The sequence below is a fragment of the Spongorhabdus nitratireducens genome, assembly GCA_947387575.1.
Lineage (GTDB): Bacteria > Pseudomonadota > Gammaproteobacteria > Pseudomonadales > Endozoicomonadaceae > CANDOC01.
In genome coordinates, this window is record CANDOC010000004.1 from 140,164 (window position 1) to 156,058 (window position 15,895).

Below are 15,895 nucleotides of genomic sequence, written 5' to 3' on the forward strand. Positions count from 1 at the left end.
GCTCTCAGTTAAAGATCGCTTTCAGTTCTGCTTTGGCAGGTAGCTCCTTGCCTACACTTTTTCCTGTTGCTGAATGGTAAGCCAGTCCGGTCAGGATCTTCTTCAGCACCTTTCTCATCATTGGCTTCATCAGAATATTGGCCATCAGCCATCCCAGCGGGCCAAACTTCACATCAAACTCCATTGCCATCGTCAGAATGCTGGTCTGTTGGTTGACGGGTTTGACCTTCATAAATGCATAGAACTTTTTGAAAGGCATGGGGTGGTCCCGCAGCTCTACCTTGAGGCTTTCGCCTTCCCGGTAATCAATAATCTCTTCTACTGCGCTGGTGCCATCATGAAACTGACAGACCCTTTGGGCTCCCAGCCCGGATTGTTTGCTGCCCTCAACCGGTGAGTGTTTAACGGTCGGTGAGAAGTGCTCGATGCTGCTGAAGTCATCCAGTACTGCCCAGACCCTGCCGGCTGGAACATGGACCTGCAGGCTTTGCTCAACGTGCTGTGTCATGGTTGTATCCTCAACGTATCTGTAATTTGTGAATATCAGTTATGTTGTTGGGGATATGTTATGAGCAGGCAGAACTGTTTTTTTGATATTTCTTGCGGTTCTGGTTTTTGACGGGGAAGGGTGGCCCCTTGTTTGTTACGGTTTATGCGTAAGTGTTACCAGTGTGGGCGCAGGGGTAACAGGCACTATGGTGATGAACTGCCTTTCTAATACATTAATTATCATAACCATATGATAATTAACGGTTTGTTTGTTTTTGGCACACTCCCTGCTCTTACCTAGATAAAATAAAAACAATAAGTCTCTGATAACAACAATAACAATGAGTACAGAACAAAGCTGACAAGTTGATAGGTTTACGAGATGGCTGTCTGGATCGGACGCCGGTTGCAGGACCCACGAGAAGCTGTTGCAACAGCTCACCGTCAGGCGACAGGAAACGAAACAGAAACTTCCCCCCCTCATCAGCCAGTTTGTAAATGTATCCACTTGAATGCTTTACCTTGCGGGGCCCGGATGGCCCCGTTTTTCTTTCTATTTCCCGCCCGTTTTCAATATTTTTCTCATCTTCTGACCTTTAAAGCCTTGTTCGGTATTGGCGTACCTGCCAATGCTTGTCTAGCTTTATCTCTTTATCTTCACTGAGGATGCTATGGCTGCAGGTATGCTTGATGCCGGCCGGGTGTGGCAGGCTTATTCGTCGCTGGGTAAATCCACCCTGCAGGTTGTCGGGAGTCAGGGTGTTCGAGTACAGCTGGCGGATAACCGCACCCTGTTGGATGGCACCATGGGTTGGTGGGCCGCTCTGTTTGGTTATCGTCATCCCGATATTGAAGCGGCCATGCAGCAGCAGCTGGAAACCCTGCCTCACTACCCCTTCTATTCCGAATTGATTCATGAACCGGCAGTTAAGCTGGCAGATCGTCTGGTGGATATCACGCCAGGCGATATGGCAGGAGTAGTCTTTTCAGAATCCGGCTCCAGTGCGATTGAAGTCGGGATGAAGATGGCCCTGCAGTACTGGCAGCTTAAGGGGCTTTCCCGCAAAAAACGTTTTGCGGCCCCGTCCAACAGCTTTCATGGTGATACCTTCGGGGCGATGTCATTGTGCGGGCCGGATAACGATATGTTTGGACGTTATGCCGGTGTTGCCGAACCGGCACTGTTTTTCTCTCCACCACCGGAAGGTCGTGATCGCCCGTTTACCCAGGATGATCTGGCTTCAGTCAGGGCGCTGTTTGAATCCCGAAGCGAAGAAATTGCGGCGCTGGTGATTGAGCCATTGCTGCAGGGTCTTGCAGGGCTCAGACCGTATTCCTGTGAATATTTGGCGGCGCTGCGTCAGCTCTGTGCAGAATATGATGTGCTGTTTATAGCTGATGAGGTAGCAGTCGGCTTTGCTAAAACAGGTTCCCTGTTTGCCTGTGAGCAGGCTAATGTTGAGCCGGATATTCTCTGTCTGGGGAAAACCCTGACCGCTGGTACCGTATCACTTGGCGCTACCGTGGTATCAGCAAAGGTTGCTGACGTTACCCGGCAAGAGCCCTTTATTCACGGGGCAACCTATATGGCTAATGCACTGGCCTGTACAGCTGCCAATGCCTGTCTTGATCTGCTTGAAACCGGTCACTGGAAAAACGAGGTTGAACGTATATCGACTCAGGTGAAGGGTGAGCTTGAAGCTTGCCTTGATCTTCCCGGTGTCAAGCATATTCGTAATATCGGTCTGCTGTTCGGGGTCTGTGGCGACAAGTCGCTGGATATTGCCAACTTTCGTCAGCAGGCGATTGATCAGGGCGCTGTATTAAGAGGTGTGGGTAATACGGCCATGTTGGTGGTTCCGCTGGGCACAGATCCGGATGATATCAGTCAGCTGACAGGTACTATGAAGAATCTGCTGCGATCCGCTTTTGTCTGATTTTATGGGTATTATTGAGCCATTGATTCAGTAATAACTCAGAAGGTGGACACAGTGCTCGATCTGAATGACCGCGTCATTATGATTTCCGGTGCCAACAGAGGCATAGGGCAGGCTGTTGCAGAAAACCTGTTGGAAGCAGGTTGTCGTTTGAGTCTGGGAGTACGTAACCCGGATCAGGTTGATGAAAAACTGTTGGCTTCAGATCAGGTGCTGGTTTGCCAGTATGATGCGGCGGATCCTGACGGTGCATTGCAATGGGTTGAACAGACCATCGCTCAATTCGGCCAGCTTGACGGTATTGTGAATAACGCCGGTATCTATCGTGCTGTCAGCATCGAAGAAGGCGATGAAGAAGATCTGGATGCCATGTGGGAGGTCAATGTCAAAGGCCCCTGGCGCCTGATGCGGGCGGCGTTCCCCCGGTTGAAACAGAGCAGTCAAGCCAGAATTATCAATATCATCAGCCTGTCCGGCAAACGTCTGAAAAGTGTTGGCACCACCGGCTATGCCATGAGCAAGTTTGCGGCTCGGGCTTTGCACCAAGGGTGCCGTCAGGCCGGATGGGATGACGGTATTCGCGCTACCGCGATTTGTACCAGCTTTGTTAAAACCGATATGGCGTCTGAAGTTGTATCTACCTGCCCGGAAGATGTCACCCGCCCCGAAGAAGTGGCTGATAATGTCCGCTTCCTGCTTGCTCAGCCGGATCATGCCACCATCAATGAGCTGCATATCAACTGCCGGCTGGAGCCGGAATACTGATATAGACTGCCTGAAACTAACCCTAACTGTTGAGTTTCAGGCATGACTGTTATCTGTCTTCACGAGCACGAACTGATTTCCGGTGCAGATAGCTCAGCATACGAACGAGAAGTGGCTGAGACTATCTGCTCTCTTGATATTCCCGGATTACTGGAAGCCCGTTTACTGAAAGGCTTCAAAGGTGAAAGGGATGGGAAATATGCCGTGCTCTGGATTTTTGAAAGTCCCGAAGCCATTGCAGACAATTTCGGAACACTGGAAAACCCGCGCTGGCCAGAGCCATGGCTGCACTATGAAAATAAAGTGCTGGCCAAATATCTGGATTGTGAGCCTGATGCGATCCGTTTTACGGATTATTTGGAGGTCGCAGGAAAGGTTTTTAAGTCTGCCTGACGTAGCTTTGTTATATGCAACAAAGTCAGTCTTTTGAAGGTTTACCTACCGGTACTAACATCCTGTAATTTCAAATTCCTTACACTTTGCTGTCTGTTTTTTGATCAGAAAAAGTCATAAGATGAGTAGGCATTTATAACTATATTTTGAGCGATATGCCATGGACGTTCAGGTTGTAGACTACTCAGTCGCTGACGCACCAGAAAAATTTGTAGAGTCTCTGCGCGAGACGGGTTTTGCGGTTTTAACCAATCATCCTGTTCAACAGCAGCTGGTTGAATCGATTTACAGTAACTGGCTGGATTTTTTCAACTCCGAAGCCAAACATGATTTTGCTTTTGACCCTGAAAATCAGGATGGCTACTTCTCTCCTGATATTTCCGAGATTGCAAAAGGCCATACCAAAAAAGACATCAAGGAGTACTACCATATTTTCCCTTCAGGCCGGGTTCCTGCCGAACTGGAAGAGGAGATCAGAGGGTACTACAACGATACCTCAGAGCTGGCAGGTGAATTGCTGGGCTGGATTGAAGCGCACAGTCCGGAGGCAGTAAAAGCAAAATTCTCCGAGCCATTGCCCAATATGATCAGGGACACGCCAAACACTTTGCTGCGTGTGCTGCATTATCCGCCGTTTAATGGTGAAGAAGAGCCTGGCGCCATTCGTGCCGGTGCTCATGAAGATATTAACCTGATTACTATTCTTCCTGCTGCCAATGAACCCGGCCTTCAGGTAAAGCTGAAAGATGGTACCTGGGCTGATGTGCCGTGTAACTTTGGTAATCTGATTATCAACACGGGTGATATGTTGCAGGAAGCGTCCGGTGGTTACTTTCCTTCGACCAGCCACAGGGTCATCAATCCGACCGGCGGTGCGCAGGAAAACTCCAGAATGTCGCTGCCTCTTTTCCTGCATCCCCGTTCTGAAGTTGTGCTGTCTGAGCGTCACACTCAGCACAGCTACCTGATGGAAAGGCTGAAAGAGTTAGGTCTTATCTGATTTTCGGGATTCTCTTACCGGGCGATAGTAAATGACTGTCGCCCGGTAATAATTGCCTCTAAGAGCTTGCTCATAATCTTTCGCGGATAGCGAAGTATCTGAGGCTTTTATCGGCTGTTGATAAAGCCCAGCAGTTTCACATCCCTCACACTTTTGCCACGCAACAACAGGTTGGGTAGCGCAACACCAATTGCCAGCGACAACAAAATAAACAACGTATGCAGTCCATTTCGCAATGTGGCGTAAAGCAGTTCCTGGTTCAGCTCCGGATTGCGGGTCAGCTCCATCAGTCCCAGCATGGTGCTGTAGGCGTAGGTGCCCGGCACCATGGGAATCATTGCTGGCAGAGAGTAAATCACTGAAGGTGTCAGCAGCCGGGAGCAGATAAACAGGCTGATAATACCGGCAATACAAGCGGCAAACAGACTGGCGCCGATAACACCGCCACCGTGTTCGATATAAATGCTGCGCACCAGACAGGCGACAGCGGCAACCAGCATCGCCAGTGGTACCCGTTTCAGGGCAACGCCGAAGATGGTGGCAAAACCGCCGGCGACCATCATGGCGTAGATCATTCGCAGTATCAGTTCCTGGTTCAGCATCAGAGTCCAACCCCCACCAGTGACATGGCAATCCACATTCCAAGTGCGATGGAAAATGCTGTCAGGGTACCGTGAACCCCGCGGGCCAGTCCCACCATATAATGTCCGTGTAGCATATCGATCAGACTGTTAATCAGCGGAATCCCCGGTACCAGAAACAGAATTGAGGTTGCCATGGCAACTTCCGGGTGACTGCCGATATGCATCAGCTTGCCGACACCGGCAACACTTTCTGTCACCAGTGCGGTGGTGGCTACAATCAGAAACGGGTTGTATTTCAGTGAATGCAGCAGATGACGGAAGATAAAACCACAAAAGGTGGCAAGCGCTGTCATCAGCATGACCAGTCCATCACCACCGGCCAGCCCTGACAGTCCGGCGGTACCAAGAGGTGCCATCAGCATCAGCAACCAGATCGGGTAACTGTTTTTATTGGACAGTGTTGATAGTTTCTTTTTCAGGGACTCTGCTGGCAAGCTGCGGCGTTTGGCCTGCCAGCTCAGACGACTGATGGCAGATACGGTAGACAGCTGCACCGTATGATGTTCGATATGACGGAACTGGGTAATGGCGTGACCGTGAGGTGCTGCTTCTTTCTGTCCCTGTAGGGTGATCGTGATCCCGGAATGGGAAAAGAACAGCTCCGGGCGGTATCCCAGACTTTCAGCAATTCGCAGGGTATTTCGTTTGACCCGCTCGGTATGAGCACCGGACTGCATCAGCAGTGCTGCAACATCCAGTAATAATTCGGCCGCCTCGCCGGGTGCAGTATAGGAGCGCGTATCCGTCACTCAGTTCTCCTGTAAGAGTGATGTATTGCCTGTTGAAAGGTCAGGCTTTGCAGATCATAGATATTATCTTGGAATCATTGAAAGCATAAATCCGGAATGACACTAGGATATTTTCACATTCAGTGTTCCTTGGCGCAGATAGAGCAGGGCGGTAGCCACAATGGCATTACCTGCCATTCCTGCAATCAGACTGTTGAGTCCAAGACTTTGTTCCAGTGACATGATTTCCCACAGGGTTACGGTGATCAGTCCGGCCAGTGCCGGCAGGAAAAACTGCCGTGGGGTGGTGTTGCGTACAAACAATGAAAACAGCAAAGGTATTGCAACTGTGGGTCCCCAGAACCTGAATGCATACAGAATCAGATCCATCACATCTTCCCCTGTCAGACTCAATAGCAGGGCCAGGCTTCCGATAATCAGGGTACAGCCCCGGGCCAGCGCAAGATAGCGTTGTTCCGGCAAGGGTTTCCTGAATAAGGGTTTCAGCAAGTCGTGAGAAAGCGCTACACCGGCAGTGTTCAGATAGCTGTCAGCAGAAGACATGACCGCGGCGAGAATGCCACAAACCACCAGACTTTTGGTGAAATCTGACAACAGGGTGTTCAGCATAAACTGAAAGCTGTCCCCTGATACCAGGTTGGGCGCAATGCCATGGGCAATCAGGCCCAGCATGCCACAGGTGATAATAATCGGGATCACCAGTAACCCGGCCAGCACCAGAGCACCGCTGGCCTGTTCGCTGTTTTTGGCCATGGTCACCCGCTGAATCACCGGAGGAATCAGCATATCGCCAATGGCAAAGCTGAGAAACAGCGAGACAGCACCGGCTATTCCCAATTCGCCAAAGCCGATGACTTTTTCTATAGGGGTGGTGCTCATCAGTTGCTGATAGCCACCCAGTGATTCCAGTCCGACGCCCAGCAGCAACAATAGACCGGCAACGATAAGGAAAGCCTGCAGGGTATCGGTAGCGACCACGGCCCGGATTCCGCAGTAGCTGGAGTAAGCCATGATAATCACCGCTCCGGCAATCATATTGAAGGTTGTCGGAGTGGGCAGCAGTAATGATGCCAGTCGCCCCATGGCAGCTGTCTGGGCGGCGATAATGCCAATACAGAACAATAGCCAGAACAACGCAGTACAGGTGCGGGCGGTTTCGCCATAGGCATCGGCAATCAGGTCGCCGACGCTGATAATCCGACCCTTGCGAAATATTCTGGGAGCAAGCAATGAGGTCAGAATCAGCTGATAGCTCAATCCAAGCAGACCATAGGCATAGATCATCGAGTCCTGATGAACCTTCTCCAGAGTACCCAGAATACTGCCGCTGCCAATTTCCGTTGCCACCAGACTGAGACACAGTCCGACGGTGCCGAAAAAGCCGGGAGACAATGCATAGTCTCGCAGATTGCGAATATGCAGACAGTACTTGAAGCCTATACCCAGTGTGACAACCAGAAAGGCCAGCAGAACAAACCAGGCCAGATTACTCATACCAGATTACTCATAATTGTTGCGTAAAAATTACAGTAGTCAGGAAGCCATTAAATTTAGCTGATATCAGCCATATCCACATGCCAGTCTGATACCATGACCCTGATAGAATGTGACGGTAACAGCCAATACTTTCAGTGCAGGGAGTTTCTGCATCATGGATATAAACCTGAGCGCCAGTGAAGCACGTGTGATCGGTTGCATGCTGGAAAAAGAGAGTACCACTCCGGATCAGTATCCACTGACCCTGAACGGCCTGACCAATGCCTGCAATCAGAAGAGCAATCGTGATCCGGTGATGAACCTGTCCGAAGCTGAAGTCAGAACAACCCTGAATGATCTGATTGAGCAGCTGATCGTGCGGGAAGAGGAAGGTGCCCGGGTCAGCAAGTTCAAACACCGGTTCTGTAATACCCCTTTCAGCAGCCTGCAGTTGAGTGAGCAGGAGCGGGCGATTGTCTGTGTGATGCTGTTAAGAGGACCGCAAACACCGGGCGAACTAAGAAGCCGTACCGGTAGACTGGCCAAGTTCAGTGACGTCAAAGTGGTAGAACAGGTACTGCAGGAGATGATCGGCAAAGAGCTGGTGGTGCAGTTGCCGCGTGAAGCCGGAAAGCGTGAATCCCGCTTTGCCCATCTTTTTTCTGGTCCTGTAGAAGTGAGTGCTGCTGTTTCTGCGCAGCCTGCCGCCGATACCGGTACTAATGACAAAGATAAAATTCGCCAGCTGGAGCAGGAAGTCGAAGAGCTGAAAGCCGAAGTTGAAAGACTGAAGGCCGAGCTGGCCAGAGCTCTTCAAGATAGCTGATTCGGAAATCTGACCAACAGCATCACAAAAATCTGTTTCCGAAGGCTGCTAAAACTGGCAGGGATTGCCAAAGGATTACCACGGAATGGTTATATGCCGACAGATGTTGGCTCTGGCCATGATGTTGCTGGCTCAGCACATTATGGCCGGATCATCGGAAACAGGTTACCGGGTCGCGATTGTTGACCGCTTCTTTCCTCCGGTCGCCGGCTTTACTGATGATCAGCAGCGGGACCAGCACAGCTGGCTTTACGGCTTGCTTGATCTGGACAGTGATGACCGGCAGGAGCCTTTCTATCACGGTGATCTGGTACGACTGATTGCAGCTCATCCCGGCATTACTTTTATCAACTACCCGATTACCGATGACCGCAAACCGATGGATTCGATTCTGCTTAACCTGCAGAAAATTCATACCCGGCTTGCGGTGCAGCCAGTTGATGCGCTGATTTTATCCTGGGAGTCATCAACCCTGATCAGTGCTTTTGAACAGCCGCTTTACCCAGAAAAAGCCGAGATATATAAACAGCAAATTCAGCAGTGGGGTCAGCAGTATCCGGTGTGGAACAGTACCTACCGGATTATCAGAATGCTGGAGGCGCTGGTGGCGGAAGGTGTGGCGGTTTACACCATTGCCGGTAATGGTGGTCGCAGGATGGTGAATACATTTTCTTTTGCTGAAGGCGTGACGACGGTAGGCGCTTCAGAATCAGAGCTGAGCCATTATATTGCTGACAACCCGTTTGTAGATATCTATGCCCAGGCCGCGTATCAGTTACAACGGATTGATAATCAAAATGGCAAACCTGCCGGATATGATATTGATGGTGATGGCTGTGTTGATATTCCGCTGCAGCGACTGACCAGCGAAGGGCAACAGGCCGAAGACTTGCCCCGGCAGTTCTGGAAACTATTGAAAGGGTCTTCTTTTGCAGCGCCGAGAGCGTTGAAGCAGGCTTTGTTTGCAGACTTGTCTCTACCGGCGTGTGAAATCCCCTGAGCTTTATTTAGCTACAGGGGATACATGAAACCAGGGCTTTAGCTGTTAAGCCAGATATCAGCAGCCCAGTGCCAGATGCTGCTCCAGCTGTCTTCTGTTGCTTCCAGATCAACCCAGTAGGAAATTTCGCCATCTTCGGCAATACAATAGAAGTTGCCATCCACTTCACAGACCGGAATCAGCTCTCTCGGAATACCGATATCCCAGGCTCTTGATGCCATATCCGGCAGGTAGGTGTGGGATTGCTCATCGCAAACAGTCGCAGGCTCGATTGATCCGTAAATGACATCACTGACCATCAGCAGAAACTGTTTGTAGTCGTCTGGCAGATGAATCAGGATTTCTTCCTGAATAACCACCAGGTCATCTTCTGTCGGCAGTTCCAGTGGAACCGGTACATCGATATTTTTCTCGCGCAGAGAATCGACAACGTCTTGCATGCAGCGCCTTCGAGGACTAATTAAGTAAGGGGCTATTGTAGTGTAATCGCCTGATAATGCTAAAGTCGTTGTAAATCTATGAATATCAGGTCAAGCGAACAGTTACCGTGTCCGGTGCGTTTTCAGGTTTTCCAAGCACGGTAAAACGTCCCAGCCGCATTGTTGATTTTCTCTTCTGTGCCACGTGAGAAGCCTCCAGCATACTTTTTTGCAGTCGGGCATAAACCTGCATATTAATATCAATACCCATACAGGTTCTGGCAATTTCCAGCAGGGTTTGCACCAGCTGGGTGTCATTACGCAGTGCAATCCATACTGAGCTGGAATCCGGATGAATAATGATATTGATTCGACTGCAATACAGCGTCGTATGATCACCAATCATCAGGGAGTGGCCCAGCTGATTGTTCTGGCGCAGATAGCGATGCACTCTGCTAAGGCAGTCGCTTTCAACCGGCTCCCGTTGCAGCGGACCGGATTCAACCGTGACCGGCATGCTGAAATAAGCTTCCAGCACCGGGCTTAACATTGCCACAGAAGCCGGTTTACAGGACAACAGCCCGGCAAACCGGATTAAATGCCGTGCTGGCAGTTGTTTCAAAGGATGTAGCCCGGCCAGTCGCAACAGCAGTTTTTCAATATCCGGGCACAGTTCATGTTTGCTGTGACTTTCTTCCAGTAGCAGTGCCAGCTGATGTTTGACGGTACAGCGATAATCCCGCAACAGCACCGGACTGTCGAAACACTGAAACAGATCAGCCATGGCCCGGCTGTGATTTTCCCACAGCTGAAGGCAGTTAATATCCTGCATATAAAACGGCAGTGTGGCTCTGGCCCCGGTCAGCGCCGGTCGGGTAATGGTCAGATGCCAGCTATCCGGTGATGACTGTCTGATGGATTCGATATCCCAGGACACCCAGGATGAAACAACGGATGAGCGCAGGGTGACCACCAGACTGCTGTGAGTATCGTGCTCCCGGTACAGCAATCGCATCGCCTGTCGAAACTCGAACCGGCGCGGCTGCTGAAGCAACAGTTTGATTGCTGGTTGCGGGTGCAGATCCGGAATAGCGGCTAAATCCCCGGCCGGCAACCGAGACGACGTGGACATCGGCGATAAACCTCCGAACGACCCTGAATTCTGATTAATAGCTGGGTAAAACTGTTATAGGGACAGTAACAACTGATCAAGGCATCCATTAATTCGATAAACAGATTCAGCGGCAGGGGGTGGAACTGTTCTGATTTCAATACAAGTGTCAGCTGTGTTCCCTGGGCAAAGCAGCGTTTGCCTTCAATGCTCACTGGAGCGACCTGATGGGTGTGGGTTGCAGAGATAATATGATCCGGCAGGGATGCGTCGATAATGCTGCCCTCGTGCAAATACAGCCCCAGCAGTTCTCGCAGTGCCTCCAGTCCTTTGTCGGGATCAAACAGGCTGTGAAAGTTGAGGGCAAAGTGTGACAGCATGGCCCAGTTAAACTGTGACTCGGGAGCTTCCAGTCGGGCAGAGGTCGGTTTGTATAACAGGTGGGGTCTGGCATTGAACGTCACTGGATCAATACATTTGATGGATGAGGTTGAGCCCAGTTGCCGGGGCTGGTTGCCATCAAAGCAATACATTCGGGCGACCAGAATCCGGCCGGAATCCTTACTGGGGCGGAGATTGCGGTCTGACAGGGCGATAGCATTTTCTACCAGTCCATTGCCCTTGTTGAGTTGAACAAACTGCCAGTATTGATCCTTGTATTTATGGCGATAGTTGAATTCCAGTAGCCGGGGCAAAGGGCGGGTTTCCCTTGCATCGGTTACATCCAGAATTTCCTCAATGTCGTAGATATAGCGGTTGTCCGGTAACGGAACCGGGTTAAGAAAGCGGGTATGGTCAATCCTGACCGGCTCACTGACAACCTGCTGGATATTGGCAACCGGAACGCAGGCAGGCTGGAAATGAGCGGCACCGACACTGCGAATTAACTCGACCGGTGCTTCTTCCAGCAAAATCATCAGGGTAACTTCATGACCCTGTGGTGTTACCGGAAAACTGTCAAAGCAGATCTGAAAACTCTGGAATGCCCAGGGGAAAGCAAAGAAATCGCGCAGCAGGGTAAAGCCGTTAAACGAGCCCTGATTGCGAGGCAGCAGACTGTTACCGGAATGAAAAGCCGGACAGTGAATAACATCTTCCGGTTTGATCCAGAGCCGTCTTTTATCGTTAGCGGAAACCAGACATCCGGCCAGGGCACGGGTCATTAACAGGTCAAACAGCAGGGCTGCGAGTGGTTCTCGCGCCGGAATATGAAAGTCGAGTTGATCAAGATTAATTTCCTCAAACTTCATATCGCTGCCGGGCAGCTGTAGTGTCAGTTCGAGGATGGCATGACCGTGTCCGGCCCAGGCCGGAAGGCTGAACTCAAACGGGCCTGACTGGATTCTGGCCTGTTTGACTTTTATCGGTTTCAGGGTGACTTCATGGCAGGTACTGAATACCAGCCGTTCGCGTTTACCGGAGCTGACTTCAAACCGGGTACCCTGGGGAATGGTGACCGTTTCCCTGGCATCGCGGCTGATATCCAGCGCCAGCATACTGAAACTGGGAAGGGGGCGCAGGTAATCGGGAAACATCAGCTCCAGCAGTGAATGCACCAGCTGTGGATATTCCTCATCCAGTCGTTCTTCAAGCCGGGCATTGAGCAAGGCGATGCTTTCCAGCAACCGCAGCATCTCGGGGTCGGAAATAATATCGCCCAGCCCGAGTTTTGATGATTCTTCCGGGTGATAGTGGCTATAGCGGCGCAGCCCTTCCCTGAGGGCATTCAGTTCCTGTTCATAGTAAAACAGCAGGTTGTCTGTAAGCATATCCGGCTTTTTATGGCTTAGAGATTGGATCTGTCCTCAACAACCAGACGGCCGTCAAACTCAACAATGCGGGTCGACATATCAATATCTTCTGCCTGCTGGGTGCCGGCGCAGATACCATGAATCCGGTAACTGCGGCCTGTTGCCTGAAGTGTGCTGGCAGATGTGATCTCGACTGATACCTGTTCGAGTCTGGGTTCAAAGGTCGCAATCAGCTGTTGCAGTACCGAGCAGGTCAGAACCGGGTCGCCGCTGATGCAGCCCTGTCGCAGGCAGGGCACTCCCCATGCCGGCAGACTATGGTTGGTGGCTTGTAGGAGTGGAGGTAACGGATACATTGCACGGCGACTGCCTAATAGCAGGCTGAGATGGTCGATGATTTGCTGGCTGGCGTCACCGTGGCCCGGGAATACTGCGTTGTCATCGGAGTCAAAGGCTTCCAGAAACATCATGGCTTCCTTTAAATCATAGATTTGGTTACGGCGTTATATGCCTCGCCGGCCAGGGAAAACATCAGCCTGAATTACAATTTCCTGCTGTAACGGTTCGGCCAGATATTGCGGAACAATGCTGATACGACAGCTGTAGCTGCCGGTCAGCAAACTGTTATCCGATACGGTGACACTGGCCTGTCGCAGCGGAAAACGGGCTGCAATTTCTTCGTCGGCATACTCGGTATTGCTGGTATATTGTTCCAGCCATTTATGCAGCCGGTTTTCACATTCCGCCGGAGTAATATATTCCCCGAGGCTGTCCCGAATCAGTATTTTTAAATAGTGCGCAATACGACATCCGGTCAGTAAGTTAACCAGTGAATTCAAATACTGCTCATCACTGCTACAGGCATATACCGTTGGAGAGCAGAATATGCCGCTATAGGTTGAAAGGTAGCAGCTGGTAACGGGAATAATACCGTTAGCCGCATAAACCTCTTCCTGCGACTCATGCAGTTTGTAATTGAAGCGGGGCGGATTAAACAACTGCAGCGCACTGTCATCGGAATCAATGTTGATTATTGCGCCCTGTCCGCCTTCCAGCTCCCATTGATGAATAAAACCAAACCAGCTGATACGGTCAAACTCCCGCATCAGGTTTGATAGCAGGGCAAAGCCACTGTTGCCCCATAATTGCAGATCCGGCCGGGTAGCGTGAAAGCAGAAATTATAACAATGTTCGTTCCAGGCCGGGCGCATCAGCAGCCGTGGCCAGATAAAGGCCAGAAAACGGCTATGTTGCTGGGCTCTTAGCAGATGCCACTCGGACATATCATCAGAGTTGATGATGCGGTCAATGCGAGGCGCATTCATAACCAGTTCCGGCTCACTGTCACCAAAAAAATCATTGGCAAGGCCCATGACTATCGGGCACAACGCCTCGGCTCCAATCTGGGCAAACAGGTCAGCGGTATGAAGGTCGCTGTAGATACTGGGTGAATCACCGGCACCACACAGATGGTTAACCAGGATGATCCCATAGGGTGTGCCACCGGCAGTATTGAATTCCTTGTTGCAGACCAACTGGAATAAATGGGAATAACGAACGGCTGCAGGCAGGTTCAGATCGTCTTCTATTTCATTCCAGCTGCAGTCCAGTAACCGAAGCCGGACTCTGTTGTTATTAACCGGTAATCTCGCCAGTGCATGCAAACCGCGCCACAGACTTTCCAGCTCGGTAAACCGGACATGCGCCATGATTCTTTCGAGCTGCAGACTGATCTCCCGGTCAATCCGCTCAATGGCGCGGGTTGCTGCACTGACAAGCTGATTACTGGATATGTTCAGCTGCCACCACCCGGAATATTGGCTACCATTCGCAGTGATGTTGTCAGCTCTTCCATTTGCAGCCAGGGCCGCAGGTAGGCAACAGCAGAGTAACAGCCCGGCCTTCCCAGTTGCTCCTTGACGTCTATTTTGGCTTCACGCAGTGGGTGGGTAGCTCTGGCTTCATTACCAATAGCATTGGCATTAGTGTACTGCTGAATCCAGATATTCATTTCCCGGGACAGGTCACCGGCTTCCACATTGGAGCCAATCCGGTCGCGGCCAATAACCTTGAGGTAATGGGCAATCCGGCTGCTGGCCATGATGTAGGGCATGCGGGCAGAAATAGCGGCGTTGGCTGTAGCATCCGGATCGATGTACTGCTTTGGCCGCTGGATGGTCTGGGCTCCGATAAAGACCGCATAACCCTGGTTTTTGTAATGCACCAGAGGCAGGAAGCCGAGATCACTGAGTTCTTTCTCTCGCTCGTCCGTCAGGTTGATTTCTGTCGGACACTGCATCACCTTGTCGCCGGAAGCCGAGCGATAGGTAAATGTGGGCAGGCCGTCTACCTTGCCGCCGTTTTCCAGTCCTCGAATGGCGGTACACCAGCCAAACATGGAGAAAGCATCGGTGATCCGCTGGCCCATGGAAAAGCAGGCGTTAGTCCAGGTAAAGTCATTGGCACTGGCCGGATAGGGATCGCCATACCCGTCCAGAGGCAACTCTTCGAAATGGAAGCTCTTGGTGCTGAGACCATTCTTGCCATAGGGTGCCCGGGACATTACCCTGGGCATGGTCAGTACCATATAGCGGGATTCATCACTGTCCCGCAGTGAGTTCCAGGCTGCATAGGCGGGGGCATCAAAACCCGGTGCCACAGGTTTGCCTTCATAGAAGGTGGTGAAGTTGTCAAAGTCGAACATGGCCGGGGATGCGGCAGCGACAAACGGAGCATGGCTGGCGGCGGAGACTTCGCACAGATAGCGCATCAGCGCTACATCTTCATCGCCGTAGCCGAACTCATAGTCACCCAGTAACACACTGTAAGGTTCACCACCGGCGGTGCCGTATTCACTCTGGTAAACCATGTTGAAGTAAGGGCTGCGGTCTATCGCGGTCGCATTTTCAAACTGGTCCAGCAATGTTTCCCGGTCAGCATTGAGAATTTTAATTTTCAGGTCAGTCCCAAGGTCACTGTTTTTGACTAGTTTGTTCAGCCCGCGCCAGGTGCCTTCCAGTTTCTGGAAGTTTTTCTGATGCATAATCTGCGACAGCTGTTGCGAGATTTTTTTATCAATCGCTTCAACCGCCAGTCCAACCGACTTGGTCAGGTTGTGATTCCAGCTCAGGGTGCCGGTCAAAGCCTGTTCGGTAAAAACTTGCAGTAACTGCTTGGTGGTGTCTTCCGGTGTCAGACGAACGGCAACACAGGCCTTGTCGACAAGGCTGATTTCTTCCTCAGTGATCACCGTGCCTTCTAGCGGCGCTTCCTTCACTGTTGTGCTCATTGATGTTCTCCAACCATTCCGGCGATAATCCCGGGGCTCAACTGCC

At 51.2% G+C, this 15,895-nt stretch carries 16 protein-coding genes; 6 read left to right on the plus strand and 10 right to left on the minus strand.

Annotation, left to right across the window (positions count from 1 at the left end; translation table 11 throughout):
• Nucleotides 1-4: 4 nt before the first annotated feature.
• Entirely contained in the window at nucleotides 5-508 is a 504-nt protein-coding gene (locus tag ACYZZ0_RS09070) for an SRPBCC family protein (RefSeq protein ID WP_461536296.1), read from the minus strand.
• Nucleotides 509-1,160: 652 nt separating this feature from the next.
• Here ACYZZ0_RS09070 and bioA point away from each other — a divergent pair.
• The 4 genes from bioA to ACYZZ0_RS09090 all read left to right on the plus strand — a co-directional run bounded on the left by bioA (nucleotide 1,161) and on the right by ACYZZ0_RS09090 (nucleotide 4,584).
• Complete coding sequence (gene bioA / locus ACYZZ0_RS09075; RefSeq protein ID WP_461536297.1) at nucleotides 1,161-2,426, plus strand: adenosylmethionine--8-amino-7-oxononanoate transaminase; 1,266 nt, start codon at nucleotides 1,161-1,163, stop codon at nucleotides 2,424-2,426.
• Between the two features lie 54 nt (nucleotides 2,427-2,480).
• Nucleotides 2,481-3,191 (plus strand): SDR family NAD(P)-dependent oxidoreductase, encoded by a 711-nt coding sequence (locus ACYZZ0_RS09080; RefSeq protein WP_461536298.1) that lies wholly within the window; start codon nucleotides 2,481-2,483, stop codon nucleotides 3,189-3,191.
• A 42-nt stretch (nucleotides 3,192-3,233) separates the two neighbouring features.
• Nucleotides 3,234-3,584, plus strand: coding sequence for a hypothetical protein (locus ACYZZ0_RS09085; protein WP_461536299.1), 351 nt, complete (start codon nucleotides 3,234-3,236; stop codon nucleotides 3,582-3,584).
• Nucleotides 3,585-3,744: 160 nt separating this feature from the next.
• On the plus strand, nucleotides 3,745-4,584 hold the full coding sequence (locus ACYZZ0_RS09090; protein ID WP_461536300.1) for a 2OG-Fe(II) oxygenase family protein: 840 nt from the start codon (nucleotides 3,745-3,747) through the stop codon (nucleotides 4,582-4,584).
• Nucleotides 4,585-4,691: 107 nt separating this feature from the next.
• Here ACYZZ0_RS09090 and ACYZZ0_RS09095 read toward each other — a convergent pair whose 3' ends face one another.
• From ACYZZ0_RS09095 to ACYZZ0_RS09105, 3 genes are all read right to left on the minus strand, one after another.
• Nucleotides 4,692-5,186, minus strand: coding sequence for a threonine/serine exporter family protein (locus ACYZZ0_RS09095; protein WP_461536301.1), 495 nt, complete (start codon nucleotides 5,184-5,186; stop codon nucleotides 4,692-4,694).
• A complete protein-coding gene (locus ACYZZ0_RS09100; protein ID WP_461536302.1) occupies nucleotides 5,186-5,977 on the minus strand; it encodes a threonine/serine exporter family protein in 792 nt (263 codons plus the stop codon). The genes ACYZZ0_RS09095 and ACYZZ0_RS09100 overlap by 1 nt, the downstream gene beginning before the upstream one ends.
• 102 nt (nucleotides 5,978-6,079) lie before the next feature.
• A complete protein-coding gene (locus ACYZZ0_RS09105; RefSeq protein ID WP_461536303.1) occupies nucleotides 6,080-7,471 on the minus strand; it encodes a sodium:solute symporter family protein in 1,392 nt (463 codons plus the stop codon).
• Between the two features lie 157 nt (nucleotides 7,472-7,628).
• Between ACYZZ0_RS09105 and ACYZZ0_RS09110 the strand changes: the two genes are divergently transcribed.
• Complete coding sequence (locus tag ACYZZ0_RS09110) at nucleotides 7,629-8,279, plus strand: YceH family protein (protein ID WP_461536304.1); 651 nt, start codon at nucleotides 7,629-7,631, stop codon at nucleotides 8,277-8,279.
• 85 nt (nucleotides 8,280-8,364) lie between these two features.
• Nucleotides 8,365-9,279 carry a hypothetical protein gene (locus ACYZZ0_RS09115; protein WP_461536305.1) on the plus strand — a complete coding sequence of 305 codons (915 nt, stop codon included), beginning with the start codon at nucleotides 8,365-8,367 and terminating at the stop codon, nucleotides 9,277-9,279.
• Between the two features lie 38 nt (nucleotides 9,280-9,317).
• Here the strand turns inward: ACYZZ0_RS09115 and ACYZZ0_RS09120 are convergent, their stop codons facing one another.
• From ACYZZ0_RS09120 to tssC, 6 genes are all read right to left on the minus strand, one after another.
• Nucleotides 9,318-9,719 carry an SMI1/KNR4 family protein gene (locus tag ACYZZ0_RS09120; RefSeq protein ID WP_461536306.1) on the minus strand — a complete coding sequence of 134 codons (402 nt, stop codon included), beginning with the start codon at nucleotides 9,717-9,719 and terminating at the stop codon, nucleotides 9,318-9,320.
• A gap of 85 nt (nucleotides 9,720-9,804) precedes the next feature.
• The gene (locus tag ACYZZ0_RS09125; protein ID WP_461536307.1) at nucleotides 9,805-10,830 is read right to left on the minus strand and encodes a type VI secretion system baseplate subunit TssG; all 1,026 of its coding nucleotides are present in this window, start codon (nucleotides 10,828-10,830) and stop codon (nucleotides 9,805-9,807) included.
• A complete protein-coding gene (tssF, locus tag ACYZZ0_RS09130) occupies nucleotides 10,794-12,578 on the minus strand; it encodes a type VI secretion system baseplate subunit TssF (RefSeq protein ID WP_461536308.1) in 1,785 nt (594 codons plus the stop codon). The genes ACYZZ0_RS09125 and tssF overlap by 37 nt, the downstream gene beginning before the upstream one ends.
• Nucleotides 12,579-12,595: 17 nt before the next feature.
• Nucleotides 12,596-13,030 (minus strand): hypothetical protein, encoded by a 435-nt coding sequence (locus ACYZZ0_RS09135; protein ID WP_461536309.1) that lies wholly within the window; start codon nucleotides 13,028-13,030, stop codon nucleotides 12,596-12,598.
• A 33-nt stretch (nucleotides 13,031-13,063) separates the two neighbouring features.
• Complete coding sequence (locus ACYZZ0_RS09140; RefSeq protein ID WP_461536527.1) at nucleotides 13,064-14,455, minus strand: type VI secretion system contractile sheath domain-containing protein; 1,392 nt, start codon at nucleotides 14,453-14,455, stop codon at nucleotides 13,064-13,066.
• On the minus strand, nucleotides 14,356-15,849 hold the full coding sequence (tssC, locus tag ACYZZ0_RS09145) for a type VI secretion system contractile sheath large subunit (protein WP_461536310.1): 1,494 nt from the start codon (nucleotides 15,847-15,849) through the stop codon (nucleotides 14,356-14,358). Before tssC ends, ACYZZ0_RS09140 begins: the two co-directional genes overlap by 100 nt.
• Nucleotides 15,850-15,895: the final 46 nt, after the last annotated feature.